This is a genomic window from Prosthecobacter sp. (assembly GCF_044222345.1).
Lineage (GTDB): Bacteria > Verrucomicrobiota > Verrucomicrobiia > Verrucomicrobiales > Verrucomicrobiaceae > Prosthecobacter.
This window is the reverse complement of record NZ_JBGANL010000047.1, coordinates 1-17005: the sequence shown is the minus strand read 5'-3', so window position 1 is coordinate 17005 and position 17005 is coordinate 1. Positions and strand designations below refer to the sequence as shown.

Sequence of the window (17005 nt, the reverse complement as noted above, 5' to 3'; positions counted from 1 at the left end):
GTCAAGCAGCAACCCGGAACGGATCGAAGCCGATCCACAAAAGTGAGGCAAGATAAATATTTTGGTAGCCTTAAATAATTTCGTCTGCCACAATTACCAGATTGTCGTCATGAGTCGTGCCGCTGCAGCCTCCCGCCCCCCTCGCGCCCGGTCTACGGACGAGAAGGAAAGCCCATGGAATGACGCCTTCGGCATCCTTTTGCTGATGCTGGCGACCCTGCTGCTGCTGGCGCTGGTGTCCTATGATCCGCGTGACATGCCGTCCTGGTCCTTTCTGGCGCTGTCCGAATCTTCCGGGGATACGACGCATAATTTTGTCGGGCGCATCGGCGCGCTGGCGGCGGGGCACATGCTCTGGCTCATGGGCTTTTCGGCCTATCTGCTGCCCTTCAGCATGACGTGGTTCGGGGTGTGCAAACTGCACTCCAAGATGAAGATCACCCGCGCAGCGTGGCTGGGCGTGGCCATCATGATCATCAGCGGGGCAGCCCTGCTGGAGGTGCAAAGCCTGCTGAGCGAGCGGGACCACTTCACCCCTTTGGGCGGTGCGGGTGGTTTGGGATACGTGATCGGCGGCGGCCTTCTGAAAAACCTGCTCGGCAAGGTGGGGGCCACCGTGGTGCTGGGCACCGTTTACATGGGCGGACTCTTCCTCGTGACCGGCCAGCACCCGCTGACCGTGATTCAAAATATTCGTTTGGAACTGACCCGCTGGAAGGCGGAGCGCGAGGCGCAGCGCCTGATCCAGGAAAAGCTGGCCGAGGAAGCGGCGAACACCATTCCAGGCACCGTGACGCCGGTGCCGGAAGGCCTGCGGCGGAAGAAGAAGGACAAGGGCACGGAACTGCGCGGGGACACCCCTGCGGCTGCGGCCACCAACATGGAGCTGCCGCTCAAGTTTGACCCGCCACCGCCGAAGATCATCGACTCCTCGATCTCACGAGCACATGAGGACCGCGCGGACAAACCGAAGCTGGCCGAGGTCTGGGAACAGAAGCGTGCGCAGAAGATGGAGCAGGCGCCGCATGGCTCGCTGGGAAATCTGACCAAGCTTTTCAAGGACTACAAGCTGCCCTCCATGGAGCTGCTAAAATGGCCGGAGGAGACGCATCGTGCGCCGACGGACAAGAGCGAGCTGCTTGGCATCCAGGCCACCATCGTCAAAGCGCTGGCGAGTTTCGGCATCAGCGTGGAGCCGGGGGACATCACCCGTGGCCCGGCGATCACCCGCTATGAAGTGCGTCCCGTGGATGGTCTGCGCGTGAGCCGTATTGCGAATCTGGATGCGGACATCGCCCGCGCCACACGCGCCGAGCGTATCAACATCCTCGCGCCGATTCCTGGCAAGGACACCGTGGGCATCGAGCTGGCCAACTCGGAGAAGACCATCGTGCCGCTGCGTGAGCTGCTGGAGGATGATGTGTTCGTTAACGGCAAGTCCAAGCTTCCCGTCGCGCTGGGCAAGGACGTGTATGGCAAGACGATCATCGGCGATCTCGCGGCCATGCCGCATCTGCTCGTCGCGGGTGCCACGGGCAGTGGCAAGAGCGTGTGTATCAACAGCATCATCACGAGCCTGATCTGCCGCTTTGCGCCGGATGAGCTGCGCTTCATCATGATCGACCCCAAGGTCGTAGAAATGCAGAACTACGAGGAGCTGCCGCATCTGGCGCTGCCGGTGGTGACGGATCCGAAGAAGGCGCTGCTGGCCCTGCGCTGGGTGGTCAAGGAGATGGAGAACCGCTACCAGATCTTTGCGCAGGAAGGCTGCCGTAATTTCGAAGCCTTTAACAACCGCAATATCAAACGCAAGGCCGAGGCAGACGCCGCTCGTGCCGCACGCAATGCTGCCGCCGCGGCTGCGCCAGCGCCTGCGGCGACCGTTCCTGCCAAGCCCAAGACCAAGGCAGGAGTGGATGACGCCCGAGTCTCCGCCGCTTTCGCCGAGGAGGCTGCGCAGGAAAATGAGGCGCCGAAGACCGCTGAAGTCGGCACCGTGGATGGTGACAACGAATTGCGCGATGCCAGCGGCACCTGGCTGGGTGACTCCCAGGCACCACCGCCGCGTAAGCAGGAGGTCGTGATTCCTGACACGATGCCTTACATTGTCGTCATCGTGGATGAGCTGGCGGATTTGATGCAGACCGCGCCTGCGGACATCGAAGTGGCCATCGCCCGCATCACCCAGATGGCGCGTGCGGCCGGCATTCACCTCATCGTCGCCACGCAGACACCGCGTGCGGACGTGATCACGGGCGTCATCAAGGCGAACATCCCGACGCGCATCGCGTTCCAGGTGTCCTCCGCGCTGGACAGCCGCGTCATTCTCGACCGCAAAGGGGCGGAAAATCTGGTGGGCAAAGGGGACATGCTTTACGTGCCGCCCGGTGGTGCGCAGCCGATCCGCAGCCAGGGCGCGCTGGTCACCGATGACGAAATTCATGCGCTGGTGCAGCATTGCGTCGCGCAGGGCAAGCCGGTCTTCGATGTCAAAGTCGATGACGAAAGCGGCGAGTTCGGAGACGATGATGACATGGGTGAAGATGGCGTCAGCTCCGATGAGCAGGAATGCCTGGAGAAATGCCTTGAGGTCATCCGGCAGGAGAAAAAAGCCAGCACCAGCCTGCTGCAGCGCCGCCTGCGCCTGGGGTATGGCAAGGCTGCCCGGATGATCGACATCCTCGAAGACCGTGGGATTATTGGGCCGGGCGAGGGAGCGAAGCCGCGCGAGATTTTGGTGCAGATGGATTGATGCCGAAACGCATGCGAGGTTCGGTGCGACAGCATTGGGGGGACTTGGTTGAATTTTGGACAGGATTAACGGGATTTCAGAATTTCAGGATTAACCCAATCCGCTGCATCGGCTAAACGACACGGCTTTGAGGACGCGATCTCGAATCACTGCGCCTTAATCCTGCCTCATTCTGTTCATCTTGTTAATCCTGTCTGAATCGACTGACGTGGCTGCACGCCAATCTTTTCGCCCATCGCGCGAACCACCCTTGCGCAATTGGGACCGCTGGCGAGAATCGTCCCATGTCTGACCACGCTGACTTCCGCACCCTGTTCACCAGCCTCAAGGCCGAGATGCAAAAAGCCATCGTCGGGTATGACGAACTGCTCAGTGACGTGCTGGTGGCCATTTTCTCCGGCGGGCATGTGCTGCTGGAAGGCGTTCCCGGTCTCGGCAAGACCTACCTCGTGCGCACGCTTTCGCAGGTGGTGGGCTTGGAGCCGGGGCGTGTGCAGTGTACGCCCGACCTGATGCCGGCGGACATTCTGGGAACGCACATCGTGGGTGAAGATGAAAAAGGCCGCCGCACCCTGCGCTATGAAAAAGGCCCGGTGTTCAAGAACCTGCTGCTGGTGGATGAAATCAACCGTGCCACGCCGAAGACCCAGGCCGCGCTGCTGGAAGTGATGCAGGAGCGCTGTGTGACCACCGGCGGCGAGCGCCATCTGGTGCCGGAGCCCTTTCTCGTGCTGGCCACGCAAAACCCCATGGAGATGGAGGGCACCTACCCGCTGCCGGAAGCGCAGCTGGACCGCTTCATGTTCAAGATCAAGGTGCCGTTCCCGGATCTGGATGCGCTCGTTGAAATCTCACGCCGCACCACCGGCTTCACCGAGCCAAAACTCGCGACGATGACGGACGGGCCCAAGCTCATCGAACTGCAGCAGCAGCTTTCCAAAATTCCCGTGGCCGATCCCGTGGCGCATTACGCTTCGCGGTTGATTTTGAGCAGCCACCCCGAGCAGCCCGATGCGCTCCCCGAAGTGAAGCGCTACGTTTCCTACGGAGCCAGCCCGCGTGGATTGCAGGCCCTCATTCGCGGAGCCCGCGTCTGGGCCGCCATCCAGGGGGCCACGGCTGTTTCCACAGAGGACATCCGCGCCATTGCCCACGTGTCACTGCGTCACCGCATTATCCTGAACTTCGAAGGGGAAGCCGGGCAGGTGAAGGTAGACGACGTCATCACCAAGCTGCTCGACCAGGTGAAGACACCGGCGCAGCAGGCAGCGTGAGGAAGGCTGGTATTCACTGTGGGTTTCTTTGACGATAAAAAGCCCGCCTCCTGCGCCAGCGCCACAGGGCGTCGCTCATGGCGCTGCACAGCATGAGAAACCAGATCAGCAGGCCTGCGCCCACCATGCAGAGATTCACCGTTAAGTTTGGGGACTCACCGTCATTCAAAATCACAAAATCCTCCGCCAGATTCATGTTCAGCCTGGCCAGTCGGGCCCGCATGAAAAGATCGTAGAGGATACCGTAGCGGGTCAAGCCGGTGATGTCCTGCCGCATGAACAGCCTGTCTGCCTGATGGGCGGCGGCATCGACTTTCTTATTCATCGGGGCGGTTGATTGGCCCAGGGCCTTCAAGGCGGACGCGACGGCTTGATCCTCGGTGGAGAGGAGGATGTGAACGGGGGCCTCCTTGGATTCTCCCACGGGGCGTATCGGGATGAAAACTTCGGCGACTCTTCCCAGCCGTGCCTTGTAGGCTGCCTCCACGAGACAGATTTCCGCGTCCTTCAGCGTCATCCATTCGGCGTTCGGCTTTTTGGCAAGGTAGTCGGACACCGTGATCTCCAGCGGTTCCGAGTTCTTCAGTGCCACATAGACACCCTGGCCACCGATGATCAGCAGGCCCAGGATGGTCATGTAGCCGAGAAAGCCCAGGCTGGTGAAGCCTGCGGGGTGGTGCAGGGGACGGATTTTCATGCAGCCTCCTGAGCCCTCGTCATGGGAGATTCAATCCTCATGCTGTTAAACCTGGGGTGGCAAATTAGGTGTTGGTAGCGGTGGGGCTGCCGGTTCTGCTTTACGCAGTATGAAGAATCCAATCAGCAAGCCGATGCCCAGCATGGACATGCTGCCAAAAAGGCTGGGGGCTGCGCCATCATTCAAGATCACGAAATCCGGTGCCAGATTCATGTCCAGCTTGGCCAGTTTGGCCCGGGTCTTGTCGTCGGAATCAATGCCGAAGCAGATGAGGCCAGAGACGTCCTTTTTCATGAAGAGCTTGTCCGCATGGCGTGAGGCGGCATCGATCACCTCCTGCTTGGTGGCGGAGGACTTGTTCATGTCCTCCAGCGCGGCCACGATGTCTTGTTTTTTGGTGGAGAGCAGGATGTTCACCTGCGTGTCTGTGGATTCACCCTGGGGTCGTACTGGGATGAAGATTTCGGATATGTTTCCGCCAACCCCCTTGTGGGCGGCCTCGAGGAGATTCAGCTGCGCATTCTTGAGCGTCACCCATTTGGCATCCGGCTTCTTTGCAATGTAGTCGGTCACCGTGATCTCCAGCGGCTGGCGGTTCTTCAGCGCTGTGTAGACCCCCTGGCAACCACCCCAGAGGAGGGCAATAACGACCAGGTAACCGAGGCAGCCCAGACTGATGAAGCCCGGCGGGTGATTGAGGGGACGGATTTCCATGCGGGTATCTGCTTAACAAAATTATCTTGGCCAATGCAAGACACTTCCTTGCCATGTCTGAAAAGACCTGCTTCAAGCTTACTGCACATTTCTCATTAACCCAATGCAAACTCCGCCCGCGACGGCCAATGGCTGGTCTCAAGAAGACGTCAACCACTACCTAAGCCAGCCATTGCTGGACAAAGGACGCCCGATGTCAGGGACGGAAGGCATGAGCCTCCAGCAGATCGAGGACGATGTGCTGCGCGGTGGCCGCTTCAGGATCTTCCGCTACAATTTCTCTATTGTCGTCATCAGCTTCCAGCGCAGCTCAGGCATTTACTGCATTCGCGCGGGTCATGGGCCTGGAGCGCATGCGTGGCCACGGCGCTGCTCTCCATGGTGGTGGGCTGGTGGGGCATTCCTTGGGGCATCTTTTTCACCATCCAGACGCTCTACACCAACTGCATGGGCGGAAAAGATGTGACCTCAGAGATGCTGAATTCGGTCATGGCGCAGGCGCAGAAACCGCAGTCTGACATTCTGCTGTGGTTGCTGCGTATTTTTGTCCTGTTGATTCCGTTGAGTATCTTTGCAGCAATCGCGGGCGCTGAGCACAGTTCTCGTTAAGATTGTCCGACCTGATACCTCGAATGCCCGACACCCTCGAACGCGAAGACCTTTTTGATGCCTCCTTTCTGGACCGGCTGAGGGTGCTGGCGCTGCGCCTGCGCAAGCGGCGGCAGCTGATGAGGCGGGGTTCGCAATCGACCTCGGCCACGGGCTTTACGCGTGAGTTCAAGGACTACCGCCACTATACGCCGCGTGAGGACTACCGCGCCATCGACTGGCGATTGTATGCGCGGCTGGACAAGCTTTTTGTGCGGCTCTACGAAGAGACGCAGGAGCTGAACCTGCACATCATGCTGGACACCAGCACCTCCATGGCGGAGCCGTTTCCGGAGAAGCGGCGGCAGGCGCTGCGCTTTGCGGTGGCGCTGGCCTATCTGGCGCTGAGTGCGCAGCAACGGGTGAGCCTGTACTCGATGAGCAGCGGCGTGCATCAGGAACTGCCGCCTCTGCGCGGGCAGGGGAACATTGAGAAGGTGATCCAGGCGGTGCTGAAGCTGAAATTTGAAGGTCTCACGGACATGAAGCGCTGCTTTGAGGAATTCCGCCCCAGCAAGCAGCGCTACGGCATCATCTTCATCATCAGCGACTTTTTTGGCCGGGAGATCGGCAGCGCCACGGAGGCAGTAGCCCGCGTGGCGGCGTGGCCGGGGGAAAACCACTTCCTCCAGATCGTGCATCCCAAAGAACGCCTGCCGGAGATCGAGGGCGAGCTGGAACTGACCGAGGTGGAGACTGGCGAGCGCCGCCGCTTCTGGCTGACCAAGCGGGATGTGCAACGCTATGTGGAAACCTTTGACGCCTTTGTGGGCAACCTCGCCAGTGAGTGCGCCAGCCACAGTGTGGATTTCATGCAGGTGACGAGCGATGAGGCCTTTGAGGAGCGATTCCTGGACCTGCTCGTGCGTGGTTCTGCGCTGGCAGGCGGGGCGTGATGGTGGGCGGGCGGCGAGATTGGTGGCTGCGCTTGGCATCCGGCATTCCTATGCTCTCATGCAGCGCATGAACTGGCCTGTGATCAAAGCGGTGGGACTCCTGGTGGGGTCGAATATTTTCATGACGTTTGCCTGGTATGCGCACCTGCGGGATTTGAAGGCGAAGCCGTGGTTCATCGCTGCGCTGATCAGCTGGGGTATCGCGTTTTTTGAATACATGCTGCAGGTGCCCGCCAATCGCATCGGCAGCACGGCGCTCAGTTTGCCGCAGCTCAAAATCATTCAGGAGGTCATCACGCTGATGGTATTCGTCCCTTTTGTGGTGTTTTACATGAAGGAGTCTCTCAAGTGGGATTACCTGTGGGCGGCTCTCTGCATGTGCGGGGCGGTGTACTTCATTTTTCGCAAATGAACCGCTTCACCGAGAGCTTTTTGGGCGAACGGCTCGGTGATCTTGGGTCATGGACTGTTCGGCTGCTCAGCCTAGGCTTTTACAAGCCTGATCCGGAGTCATGGGCGGCGATTGGGATCGGTTTTTTCGTTCTAATCGGCGCGGTCGTTTATTGGAAATTGTGAAAAGAACGGCACATTATTATTCACATATTCACATTTAAATTGTGAAGATGTTTAACAAATGTTAAACAATTCATCATTCCCATGTCCACCGCGAACCTGCGCAGACATCTCCATGAGACCCGAAACCGCCCCGCCGGAATCAAAAACCGGCACGATGTGCAGAGGGACCGCTACCTGCTGCTTTTGAAGCGCTGGATTGGGGGGGCGGTGCTGGCCCCGGCCTGCCTTGTCACGGCCATCACGCTGATCATGATGCTCTGGCGTGCGGTGGCCCGCATGGATTTCCTGAGGTCCGAGGAGTTCATCTTTTTCACCTTCGGCGGCGTCGTCTGGGGCATTGCCTATCTGGCCGGGGTGAGGCCGGTGACGGCGTATGTTTTTGGCCATGAACTCAGCCACCTTGTGACCGCGAGGATGTTTGGCGGGCGCATCTTCGACTGGAAAGTCAGCGCCGAGGGCGGCTACGTGGAGACGGACAAGTCGAACACGTGGATCACTCTGGCCCCTTATTTGATTCCCTTTTACACACTGATCATCATGCTGGTGTTTGGGCTGGTGGGCCTGGCGCTGGACATGCAGCAGTCGCATGACGTGCACCTCTTGAAGTGGACGGTGCATCTAAAGCCCCTGCGGTTCCTTTATGCACTGGTCGGGCTGACGTGGTGCTTTCATGCCACCTACACGGTCAAAACCGTGATCGCCGAGCAGGGAGACCTGAAGCGCAATGGGGAGTTCTTCTCGATGATGCTGATCTTTTTGATCAACGCCTTCCTGCTGATAGCGCTGTTTCTTGCCTCATCGCCTGCGCCGGGGCTGGGCTTCATGGAAGTGGCGCGCTGCTGGTGGTCGGTGGCTTCCGGCATGGTTGGCTGGCTGTGGCATCTGGTGTTCTGAGCTGAGGCTGGACTTTGCCCGCTTTTCGGTCAATGAACGCTGTCCATGCCCGAAGACCCTGATGTCCTCTCTGTGACCCAGCTCACGCGCGAAATCCGCGACGTTTTGCAAAGCCGCATCGGCAGCGTGTGGGTGGAGGGGGAGATCAGCAACCACCGCCTGCAATCCTCCGGACATCAGTACTTCACGCTGAAGGATGCCGGGGCGCAGCTGAGCTGTGTGATGTTTCGAGGAGCGGCGGCGCGCAGCACGGCACGCATCCAGGATGGGGCGCTGATGCAGGTGCATGGGGAGATCAGCGTGTATGAGCCGCGCGGGCAGTACCAGATGGTCGTCAAACAGGTGCAGGCGAAGGGCAAGGGCTCGCTGCAAGAGCGGTTTGAGGCGCTGAAGCGCAAGCTGCATGCCGAGGGGCTGTTTGATGCGGAGGGTAAGCGTGCCATCCCGCGCTTTCCACGGGTGGTGGCGCTGGTGACTTCGCCCACAGGGGCGGCGATCCAGGACATGCTGAACATCCTGACGCGGCGTGCGCCGTGGGTGCGGGTTCTCGTCTTTCCTGTGCGCGTGCAGGGGCAGGGGGCGGAGCTGGAGATTGTGCGGGCGCTTAAAGTGCTGGGCGATGCGGAGAGCTTTGGCTTGCCGGTGCCGGACACCATCGTGGTGGGCCGTGGCGGCGGCAGTCTGGAGGACCTGTGGTGCTTCAATGAGGAGGTGCTGGCGCGTGCCATCGCTGACTGTCCTATTCCTGTGATCTCCGCCGTCGGGCATGAGATTGACTTTACCATCGCGGACTTCGTGGCGGATCTGCGTGCACCGACTCCCAGCGCGGCGGCGGAACTGCTGGCACCGGACAGCACGGAGCTGCAGCGGCACTTTGACAGCATCGCCCGCACGCTGAAAGCGCGGGTGGGCTCGCTGCTGGAGCATCATCAGCACGTGATCGAGCTCACTGCCAAAGGCCCGCTGCTGCATGCGCCGGACCGTTTGCTGCAGCAGGCGGAGCAGAATGTGGATGAGCATGAGCAGCGGCTGCGCGATACGCTGCGCGAAAGGCTGCAATCCTGGACGGATGACCTCACGCAAAAGCAGCATGTGCTGGCGGCGCATCATCCGCGCGTGCAGCTCACCGAGGCCGTGCACCGTGCGGAGACGAGCGCGCGCCGTTTGCAGCAGGGGCTCCTGCATCGGCTGGACCGGCTGGCGGACCGGCTGCAATCACGCGCGGAATTGCTCAAACACATCGGCCCGCAGGCGGTGCTCTCCCGCGGTTTTTCCTTCGCCACGAATGCGGCGGGGAAAGTGCTCAAGGATGCCGCCGAGGTGAAGGCGGGGGATGAGATCGTGACGCGGCTGGCGCATGGGGCGGTGAGAAGTGTGGTGAAGGGTGCCGAATAACTCAGCGCTGCTTCCATTTTCCTCCTCCGGGGCTTTCCGGATTTCCGGGAGGAGGAGTCAAAGTAGGAGGAAGAGAAGGATTGGCGGGGTGCAGGGGAAGATTTGGCCCGCTGGCTGCGTAGGTAAAGGCATGCTCCACTCACGCCGCTCCATTCTGCACCGCTCCGCCTACGGCATCGGCGGGATCGCTTTGGCCACGTTGCTGAAGGAGCAGAACCTGCTGGCCAGTCCCGAGCAGATCGGGCCCAAGCATTTCGATCTGAAGCCCAAGATGCCGCACGGCTTTGGGCAGGCCAAGGCCATGATCTCCATGTTCATGCAGGGCGGGCCGAGCCACATGGATCTCTTCGATCCCAAGCCCGAGCTCACCAAGTACGACGGCAAGGATTTCCCAGGCGAAGTGAAATACGACGACGCCGCCGGTGCCAGCCGCGAGTGTCTGGGCAGCCCGTGGAAGTTCAAAAAATACGGCCAGAGCGGCATGGATGTCAGCGAGCTGCTGCCGCATTTCTCCAACATCGTCGACGACGTCACGCTCATCCGCTCGATGCACACAGGCGTGAACAATCACGGCCAGTCGATCTACGCCTTGCTCAATGGCCAGGTGACCGGCGGCCGCCCCACGTTGGGGAGCTGGCTCACGTATGGCCTCGGCTCCGAGAATCAGGATCTGCCCGCCTACGTGGCCCTCACCGATCCACGCGGCCTGCCCGTGCTGGGCGTGGACAACTGGAGCAACGGCTGGCTGCCCTCGCTGTATCAGGGCACCGTCATTCGTCCCAAGGAGCCGCGCATTCCGAATCTCGACGCGCCGCTGAGCCTCAAGGGCGATGCGCAGGCCCGTTATCTCAATTTCGTGCAGCGTCTGAACAAGGAGCACCTCGAATCGCGCCCCGGCGAGGCCGATCTCGAAGCGCGCATCCAGAGCTTTGAGTTGGCCGCGCGCATGCAGACGGCGGCGAAGGAAGCCCTGGACATCGATCAGGAAAGCGCCGCCACCAAGAAGCTCTACGGTCTCGACAATCCCGCGGCGGCCGAGTTCGGCACGCGCTGCCTCATCGCCCGCCGCCTCGTCGAGCGCGGTGTGCGCTGTGTCTCGCTTTTCACCGGGAACCAGACTTGGGACAATCATCAGAACATCCGCACGCTTCTGCCTGCCGCTTGTACCTATGTGGACCAAGGGGCAGCAGCTCTCGTCATTGACTTGAAGCAGCGCGGTTTGCTGGACACCACCATCGTCCACTGGGGCGGCGAGATGGGCCGACTCCCCGTCATTCAAAACCGCTCCGGCTCCAAGGACCGCAGCACTGTGGGCCGCGACCACAACACCTACGGCTTCAGCATGTGGGTGGCCGGTGGCGGCTTCAAGGCAGGCCACATCCACGGTGCCACCGACGATTTCGGCCACCACGCCGTGAAGGACGTGGTGAATCACTACGACTACCACGCCACCCTGCTGCACCTGTTTGGTCTCGACGCCAAGCACCTCAGCTACCGCCGCAATGGCACGGAGCAGGTGCTCGTGGAGAATCCGCAGGCACGGGTGGTGAATGAGATTTTGGCGTGAGTACGATGGGCGCTCCTGCCCGTCGGCCAGCGTTTGGTCAGCATGTTGGCTCACGCTTTACTGCAAGTAGGCGCGTGGTGGAGTTCCATGCCGTTGATGTGTCGGCATTGTGGGTGTGTATGGAAGACGTGGGTTTTGGCGGTAGCGCTGATCGACGGGCAGGACTGCCCATCGTACTGATCCTTACACGCTTGTAATGTGGGGGTAATGAAGTTGGCAGGCGTGGGGTGGTTTGATTGCGGTGGAAATCGATCCACCCAACACAATCCCATGAACCCCATTGATACTCCTATGAAAACTTCATCCTCCCACCCGTCCATCTGGAAGCGCACGGCCGTGCTCGGCTCTGTGTGCGCCCTGAGCGTATCGCTGGTGGCTTTCACCGCAGCAAAGGAAGCGACCGGCACCAAGACGGAGCCGCTTCGCATTCAGGTCAGCGATGCACCGCTGTCCACCGCAGCCCGGGGCTTCCCGAGCTTTGCGCCCATTGTTAAAGCCGTGGCTCCCAGCGTGGTGAAGATCTCGGTCTCGAGCGAGGCCAAGGTCAGCCCGATGCAGATGCCCGAAGGCTTCGACCTGCGCCGCTTCTTTGGCCCGGGCTTCCAGATGCCTGAGGAATTCCAGCAGCAGCGCGGTGCGCCACAGCGCCATGCGCCCAGAGAGCAGGGCGTGGGCTCCGGCATCATCGTGACCAAGGACGGCTACATCCTGACGAACAACCACGTGGTGGAAAATGCCAGCGCGATCAAGGTCAGCCTGACCGACGGACGCGAGTTCAATGGCAAGGTGATCGGTCGCGATCCGAAGACGGATGTGGCCGTGGTCAAGGTGGAGGCCAAGGACCTGCCCGCCATGGCTTTTGCTGACAGCGACAAAATCGAAGTCGGTGACATGGTGCTCGCCGTGGGGCATCCGTTTGGCATCGGCCAGACGGTGACCAGCGGCATCGTCAGTGCCAAAGGTCGCGCCACGCTGGGCCTCGATTATGAGGACTTCATCCAGACGGATGCCGCCATCAATCCCGGCAACTCCGGTGGTGCGCTGGTGGACGTGGAAGGCCGCCTGATCGGCATGAACACGGCCATCCTGAGCCGCAGCGGTGGCAATCAGGGCGTGGGCTTTGCAGTGCCCACCAACCTAGCCCGCTGGGTGATGGAAAGCCTCGTCAATACAGGTCGCGTGGAGCGTGGCTTCCTGGGAGTGAACATCCAGGACCTCACGCCGCAGCTGGCGCAGCAGTTTAAGATGGACGCTGCCAAAGGTGCGCTGGTGTCCGGTGTCTCGCCTGACAGCCCTGCTGAAAAAGCCGGTCTGAAAAGCGGTGACGTGATCACCGACTTCAATGGCAAGCCCGTCAACGACAGCCGTCATCTGAAGCTGCAGGTGGGCTCCACCGCCCCCGGTGCCGCTGTGCCCATGAATGTGCTGCGCGATGGCAAGACCGTGACTCTCACCGTGACCGTCAAGGAACTGCCCGGCGACAAAGTGGCTGACGCCACTCCTGCCGCAGGCAATGCGGATGACGCCCTGCATGGTGTCGGTGTCGCGGACCTCGACCAGGCGACGCGTGAGCAGCTCAAGGTGCCCTCCCACATCAAAGGTGCCGTGGTGGCCTCTGTGGAGGAAGATTCCGCAGCCTATGATGCGGGCCTCCGCGAAGGCGATGTGATCCTGGAGATCAACCGCCAGCCCGTGAAGAACGCCGAGCAGGCCACCGCGCTGTGCGAAAAGCCTGCGACCAAAGTCACGCTGGTGAAGGTCTGGAGCCGTGCAGGCACCCGCTTCATCGTCGTGGATGAAAGCAATGCCGGCTGATGTGTGAATGAGCGATCGTGTGTGAACGCGGCCCGCCCTGGTGCGAAAGTGCCGGGGCGGTTTTTTTTTCTTCTCACGGTAGCGCGGGCAATCCTGCCCGCAGCGAGCGCTTTCTCCATCGGGCAGAGCCAAGCGAAGCGAGGCAGACGAACGCAGTGAGCCCGCAGGGTGAGTGAAACGAATCAATTGCCCGAACTACTTCTGCCTACATTGGACAACTCTTCTCTGTTCAGCTACCCATGGACACTCCCCAGCCAGCCATGCGCATTCTAGTGATCGAAGATGACAGCAAGATCGCCTCGTTCATCGTGAACGGACTGAAGCAAAACGGCTTCGGGGTGGATGCTGCCGCCGATGGCGAGCAGGGGCTGGATCTGGCCTGCACGGTGACCTACGACTGCATCGTGCTGGACCTCATGCTGCCCAAGCTGGATGGCCTCTCGCTGCTGCGGCAGCTGCGCAAAGAGAAGGTCAATACGCCGGTGGTCATCCTCAGCGCCAAGGCCACGGTGGATGATCGCGTGAAGGGCCTGCAAGCTGGTGGCGATGACTACCTGACGAAGCCCTTTGCCTTTTCCGAGTTGCTGGCCCGCGTGCAGGCGCTGATCCGCCGCGCCACCCATGTGGTGGAGCCGACGACGCTCACCGCCGCAGGTGTCACGCTTGATTTGCTGTCGCGTGAAGTCATGCGTGAGGGGCGCAGCATTGAGCTGCAAAGCCGGGAGTTTGCCCTGCTGGAGCTGCTGATGCGCACGCCCGGCCGCGTCGTTACCAAGACGATGATTTTGGAGCATGTCTGGGATTACAGCTTTGATCCGCAGACCAATGTGGTGGACGTACTGGTGCACCGTTTGCGTGCGAAACTGGACAAAGATTTTGATGTGAAGCTCATCCAAACCATCCGCGGAGTCGGCTATGTCTTCAAACCTGCTTAAGCACTGGGGGCGCAGCTTTGCGGTGCGGCTGACGCTTGGCTATGCGATGATTTTCACGCTGAGTGCCGTCGTGCTCTTTGGGCTGCTTTATGTGCTGCTGGCCTCTGCTTTGGAGCGCAAGGACCGCGAGGTCATCGACGCACGGCTGAAGGAATGTGCCGCCGTTTATGCCAGCGGCGGTCTGCCGGCGCTGCGCAATCTGGTGAAGCTCAACAGCACGGACGAGAGCAAATCGAAGTCCTTCTTTGTGCGCGTCACCGGCAATCTCGGCAGCGTGCTGTTTGTGGATGTGCCCAACGACTGGCTGCAGGCGGATGCGGCGTCACTGCAAACGCAAAACGGCAACGAGCGCTCCGAGTGGCTGCGCATTCCCAAAGATGAGGAGCGCGATCTGACCGTGGCCAGTGCGCGGCTCTATGATGGGGCCATCCTGCAGGTAGGCCGCAGCACCAACAGCCGTGAGACCGTGCTGCAGCCTTTCCGGCGGAATTTCCTGCTGGTGATGACGCCCACGCTGCTGCTCGCCGTGCTGGGCGGTGCCTACTTTGCGCATCGCGCCACCCAGCCGGTGCGGGAGGTCGTGGCCACGGCGCGCACCATTTCAGACACCGGGGATTTTTCCGCGCGCGTCACCGCGCAGATGAACCGCACGGAACTCGAAGAGCTGGCCACCGAGTTCAACCGCCTGCTCGACAAAAACCAGTCGCTCATTCAAGGCATGCGCCATGCACTGGACAACGTGGCGCATGATCTGCGCACACCGCTGACCCGCCTGCGCGGTACTGCGGAGGCTGCGGTGCAGACCACGCCCGATCCCGTCGCGCGCGAGGCGCTGGCCGATTGCGTGGAGGAGTCCGACCGCGTGCTGACCATGCTCAAGGCCCTGATGGACATCAGCGAAGCCGAGGCCGGCATGATGAAGCTGCACCGCGAGCTGACGTCCATTCCTGCGCTCCTGCGACAGGTGGTCGAGATGTACGACCTTATCAGCGAGGAGAAGCACATCACCATCACCACCGATTTCACGCCCGACTGCCAGGCTTCCGTGGACCCCACACGCTTGAGCCAGGCTTTTGCCAACCTGCTCGACAATGCGCTCAAATACACGCCTGAAGGAGGCCAGGTGCATCTGGCCTGCCGGGCGGCTGAGAACACGGTGACAGTCACCATTCGCGATACCGGCATGGGTATCCCAGCGAGCGATCAGCCGCACATCTGGGACCGCCTGTATCGTGGCGACAAAAGCCGCACGCAGCGTGGCCTGGGCCTGGGGCTGAGTTTGGTGAAGGCGATTGTCGAAGCGCACAGTGGCAGCGTGGCAGTGACAAGTGACGCTGGGCAGGGGGCGGAGTTTGTGATCACGGTGCCGCAGATTCTGCTGGCGGGGTGAGGGGGATCAAAGCGGTCCGCCGTATTTTTTCAACACTTCTGCATAGGCCGTGCTGACACGTCGCTGGCCTTTAGGCATCTGCTCCAGAAATTCGATGGTTCGTTCGAGTTCAGAATCGTCCATGAGTTCGCAGAAATCATCGAATGTATAGTCTTCCCAAGGCTCGTCCGTGCTGTCTGCGATGGCCGAAATACGCTGCTTCCATTTGGCTGCATGCAACTTTTGCGTGTGAGTTTGCCAGCGCTGCCAAAGCAAATAGCCGAACATTGGAATCGTCAGCGCGATGAGAACGTAGCTCGAGATGTTCACTAGCTTTTCCAAATTAGCACTGCCCAAAAAGTAATCTCCCAGCGCGAAAAGCGAAGTGGCAATCAGCAACGCGAGGACATTCCACAAGACTTTTCCAATGAAGTGGTCTTTGAGACTCATGGGGTTGGGTGGACTGAAATCTTCAATCGAAGATGGTGCGCGATACAGGGTTCGAACCTGTGACCCCTACCATGTCAAGGTAATGCTCTACCACTGAGCTAATCGCGCGAGTCCGGGGGCGAAGTCTATAAACGGCCTCGGAGGATTGGGCAAACGTTTTTTAAGAAGGAAATCAGCCGTTGTTCACCTGCTTGCGCACCGTGGTGCCCTGATTCATCAGATCGTCGCGCTCCAGACCGGTGAGGCGGGTGATGGAACGCAGCAGCCAGAGCAGCAGGGCGAAGGTCACGCCCATGAGAGGGATGCCGATGACGAGGAAGCCGCTCCAGTTCAGGCGGCCGATGGCCTTGGTGTATTCCTCGCTGCCGGGGGCTTTGTCTCCCAGCAGGTAGATCGCGAGGGCGAAATTCAAGGCAGAGGACAGCAGCATCGTCCCGGCCATGCCCCAGGAGGCTTTTTTGAGCAGCACGGCAAACTCGTGGTGCTTCTCCGGGGTGTCCAAGGCCCGGTGCAGGGCGGGCTGGTTGATGACCTGCGGATTGAGCAGCATCTCGTTGATCAGCGGCTTGCCCCAGCGATGGCTCAGCGGGAAGGCGATGCCGAGGAAGATGGGGAACATGGCCTCCTTGGCGGCAAACCACACGGCATTCAGATTCCACAGGCCCAGCACACCGGTGATGATGACGGCGATCAAGCCGAGCACGGAGAAGAAGTTCAGACCGCGCTTCTGCATGAAGCACCAGATGCCAAACCCCAGCGGCAGGAGCAGCGCCACGATCAGCGCCCACAGCGGGCCGAGCCGATCCGGCGCGCTGAGCTTTTCCAAGGCGATGGACGGCAGGATGACGGTGAGTGCGAGATCGAGAAGGGGGTGCGGCTGTTTTTGGGTCACGGGGAACTGTGGAATGATGAAGGCGGAATGTCGAATGCGATGTGCTGGCAGTCTTTAGAGGAAGTGGAACAATGCGGTGCGGCAGTTCTGGACCCGAGGTCGTATCCGATAGACCTCCCTCTTGCTTCCTC

16 protein-coding genes and 1 tRNA gene are annotated in these 17005 nt (G+C 60.5%); 12 read left to right on the top strand and 5 right to left on the bottom strand.

Annotated elements, in window-relative coordinates; translation table 11 throughout:
• Positions 1-109: 109 nt before the first annotated feature.
• Positions 110-2752, top strand: a complete 2643-nt coding sequence (locus ACILSL_RS20660; protein WP_395733959.1) for a DNA translocase FtsK 4TM domain-containing protein — start codon at positions 110-112, stop codon at positions 2750-2752.
• Between the two features lie 284 nt (positions 2753-3036).
• Complete coding sequence (locus ACILSL_RS20655) at positions 3037-4026, top strand: AAA family ATPase (RefSeq protein ID WP_395733958.1); 990 nt, start codon at positions 3037-3039, stop codon at positions 4024-4026.
• A 13-nt stretch (positions 4027-4039) separates the two neighbouring features.
• Here the strand turns inward: ACILSL_RS20655 and ACILSL_RS20650 are convergent, their stop codons facing one another.
• Both ACILSL_RS20650 and ACILSL_RS20645 read right to left on the bottom strand, forming a co-directional pair.
• Entirely contained in the window at positions 4040-4723 is a 684-nt protein-coding gene (locus ACILSL_RS20650; RefSeq protein WP_395733957.1) for a hypothetical protein, read from the bottom strand.
• 45 nt (positions 4724-4768) lie between these two features.
• On the bottom strand, positions 4769-5437 hold the full coding sequence (locus tag ACILSL_RS20645; RefSeq protein WP_395733956.1) for a hypothetical protein: 669 nt from the start codon (positions 5435-5437) through the stop codon (positions 4769-4771).
• 357 nt (positions 5438-5794) lie between these two features.
• On the opposite strand from ACILSL_RS20645, the gene ACILSL_RS20640 reads away from it, so the two are divergent.
• From ACILSL_RS20640 to ACILSL_RS20595, 10 genes are all read left to right on the top strand, one after another.
• Positions 5795-6046, top strand: a complete 252-nt coding sequence (locus ACILSL_RS20640) for a hypothetical protein (RefSeq protein ID WP_395733955.1) — start codon at positions 5795-5797, stop codon at positions 6044-6046.
• Positions 6047-6069: 23 nt separating this feature from the next.
• Positions 6070-6981 carry a DUF58 domain-containing protein gene (locus tag ACILSL_RS20635; RefSeq protein ID WP_395733954.1) on the top strand — a complete coding sequence of 304 codons (912 nt, stop codon included), beginning with the start codon at positions 6070-6072 and terminating at the stop codon, positions 6979-6981.
• A gap of 67 nt (positions 6982-7048) precedes the next feature.
• Positions 7049-7393: a DMT family protein gene (locus ACILSL_RS20630; RefSeq protein WP_395733953.1), complete on the top strand. Its 345-nt coding sequence runs from the start codon at positions 7049-7051 to the stop codon at positions 7391-7393.
• Complete coding sequence (locus tag ACILSL_RS20625) at positions 7390-7557, top strand: hypothetical protein (protein WP_395733952.1); 168 nt, start codon at positions 7390-7392, stop codon at positions 7555-7557. The genes ACILSL_RS20630 and ACILSL_RS20625 overlap by 4 nt, the downstream gene beginning before the upstream one ends.
• Positions 7558-7638: 81 nt before the next feature.
• Entirely contained in the window at positions 7639-8451 is an 813-nt protein-coding gene (locus ACILSL_RS20620; protein ID WP_395733951.1) for a hypothetical protein, read from the top strand.
• Between the two features lie 45 nt (positions 8452-8496).
• Complete coding sequence (gene xseA / locus ACILSL_RS20615; RefSeq protein WP_395733950.1) at positions 8497-9846, top strand: exodeoxyribonuclease VII large subunit; 1350 nt, start codon at positions 8497-8499, stop codon at positions 9844-9846.
• 130 nt (positions 9847-9976) lie between these two features.
• Entirely contained in the window at positions 9977-11413 is a 1437-nt protein-coding gene (locus tag ACILSL_RS20610) for a DUF1501 domain-containing protein (protein ID WP_395733949.1), read from the top strand.
• A 291-nt stretch (positions 11414-11704) separates the two neighbouring features.
• Entirely contained in the window at positions 11705-13228 is a 1524-nt protein-coding gene (locus tag ACILSL_RS20605; protein WP_395733948.1) for a DegQ family serine endoprotease, read from the top strand.
• Positions 13229-13488: 260 nt separating this feature from the next.
• A complete protein-coding gene (locus ACILSL_RS20600; RefSeq protein ID WP_395733982.1) occupies positions 13489-14163 on the top strand; it encodes a response regulator transcription factor in 675 nt (224 codons plus the stop codon).
• Positions 14144-15553 carry a sensor histidine kinase gene (locus tag ACILSL_RS20595; protein ID WP_395733947.1) on the top strand — a complete coding sequence of 470 codons (1410 nt, stop codon included), beginning with the start codon at positions 14144-14146 and terminating at the stop codon, positions 15551-15553. Before ACILSL_RS20600 ends, ACILSL_RS20595 begins: the two co-directional genes overlap by 20 nt.
• A gap of 6 nt (positions 15554-15559) precedes the next feature.
• Here the strand turns inward: ACILSL_RS20595 and ACILSL_RS20590 are convergent, their stop codons facing one another.
• From ACILSL_RS20590 to ACILSL_RS20580, 3 genes are all read right to left on the bottom strand, one after another.
• The gene (locus tag ACILSL_RS20590) at positions 15560-15982 is read right to left on the bottom strand and encodes a hypothetical protein (protein ID WP_395733946.1); all 423 of its coding nucleotides are present in this window, start codon (positions 15980-15982) and stop codon (positions 15560-15562) included.
• A gap of 33 nt (positions 15983-16015) precedes the next feature.
• Positions 16016-16090, bottom strand: a tRNA-Val gene (locus tag ACILSL_RS20585).
• Positions 16091-16154: 64 nt separating this feature from the next.
• Positions 16155-16874: a VC0807 family protein gene (locus tag ACILSL_RS20580; protein ID WP_395733945.1), complete on the bottom strand. Its 720-nt coding sequence runs from the start codon at positions 16872-16874 to the stop codon at positions 16155-16157.
• Positions 16875-17005: the final 131 nt, after the last annotated feature.

Excerpts from the sequence above, each read along its gene's own strand:
- ACILSL_RS20660 (WP_395733959.1), top strand. The coding sequence starts at position 110 with ATGAGTCGTGCCGCTGCAGCCTCCCGCCCCCCTCGCGCCCGGTCTACG.
- ACILSL_RS20655 (WP_395733958.1), top strand. The coding sequence starts at position 3,037 with ATGTCTGACCACGCTGACTTCCGCACCCTGTTCACCAGCCTCAAGGCC.
- ACILSL_RS20650 (WP_395733957.1), bottom strand. The coding sequence starts at position 4,723 with ATGAAAATCCGTCCCCTGCACCACCCCGCAGGCTTCACCAGCCTGGGC.
- ACILSL_RS20645 (WP_395733956.1), bottom strand. The coding sequence starts at position 5,437 with ATGGAAATCCGTCCCCTCAATCACCCGCCGGGCTTCATCAGTCTGGGC.
- ACILSL_RS20635 (WP_395733954.1), top strand. The coding sequence starts at position 6,070 with ATGCCCGACACCCTCGAACGCGAAGACCTTTTTGATGCCTCCTTTCTG.
- ACILSL_RS20630 (WP_395733953.1), top strand. The coding sequence starts at position 7,049 with ATGAACTGGCCTGTGATCAAAGCGGTGGGACTCCTGGTGGGGTCGAAT.
- ACILSL_RS20625 (WP_395733952.1), top strand. The coding sequence starts at position 7,390 with ATGAACCGCTTCACCGAGAGCTTTTTGGGCGAACGGCTCGGTGATCTT.
- ACILSL_RS20620 (WP_395733951.1), top strand. The coding sequence starts at position 7,639 with ATGTCCACCGCGAACCTGCGCAGACATCTCCATGAGACCCGAAACCGC.
- xseA (WP_395733950.1), top strand. The coding sequence starts at position 8,497 with ATGCCCGAAGACCCTGATGTCCTCTCTGTGACCCAGCTCACGCGCGAA.
- ACILSL_RS20610 (WP_395733949.1), top strand. The coding sequence starts at position 9,977 with ATGCTCCACTCACGCCGCTCCATTCTGCACCGCTCCGCCTACGGCATC.
- ACILSL_RS20605 (WP_395733948.1), top strand. The coding sequence starts at position 11,705 with ATGAAAACTTCATCCTCCCACCCGTCCATCTGGAAGCGCACGGCCGTG.
- ACILSL_RS20600 (WP_395733982.1), top strand. The coding sequence starts at position 13,489 with ATGCGCATTCTAGTGATCGAAGATGACAGCAAGATCGCCTCGTTCATC.
- ACILSL_RS20595 (WP_395733947.1), top strand. The coding sequence starts at position 14,144 with ATGTCTTCAAACCTGCTTAAGCACTGGGGGCGCAGCTTTGCGGTGCGG.
- ACILSL_RS20590 (WP_395733946.1), bottom strand. The coding sequence starts at position 15,982 with ATGAGTCTCAAAGACCACTTCATTGGAAAAGTCTTGTGGAATGTCCTC.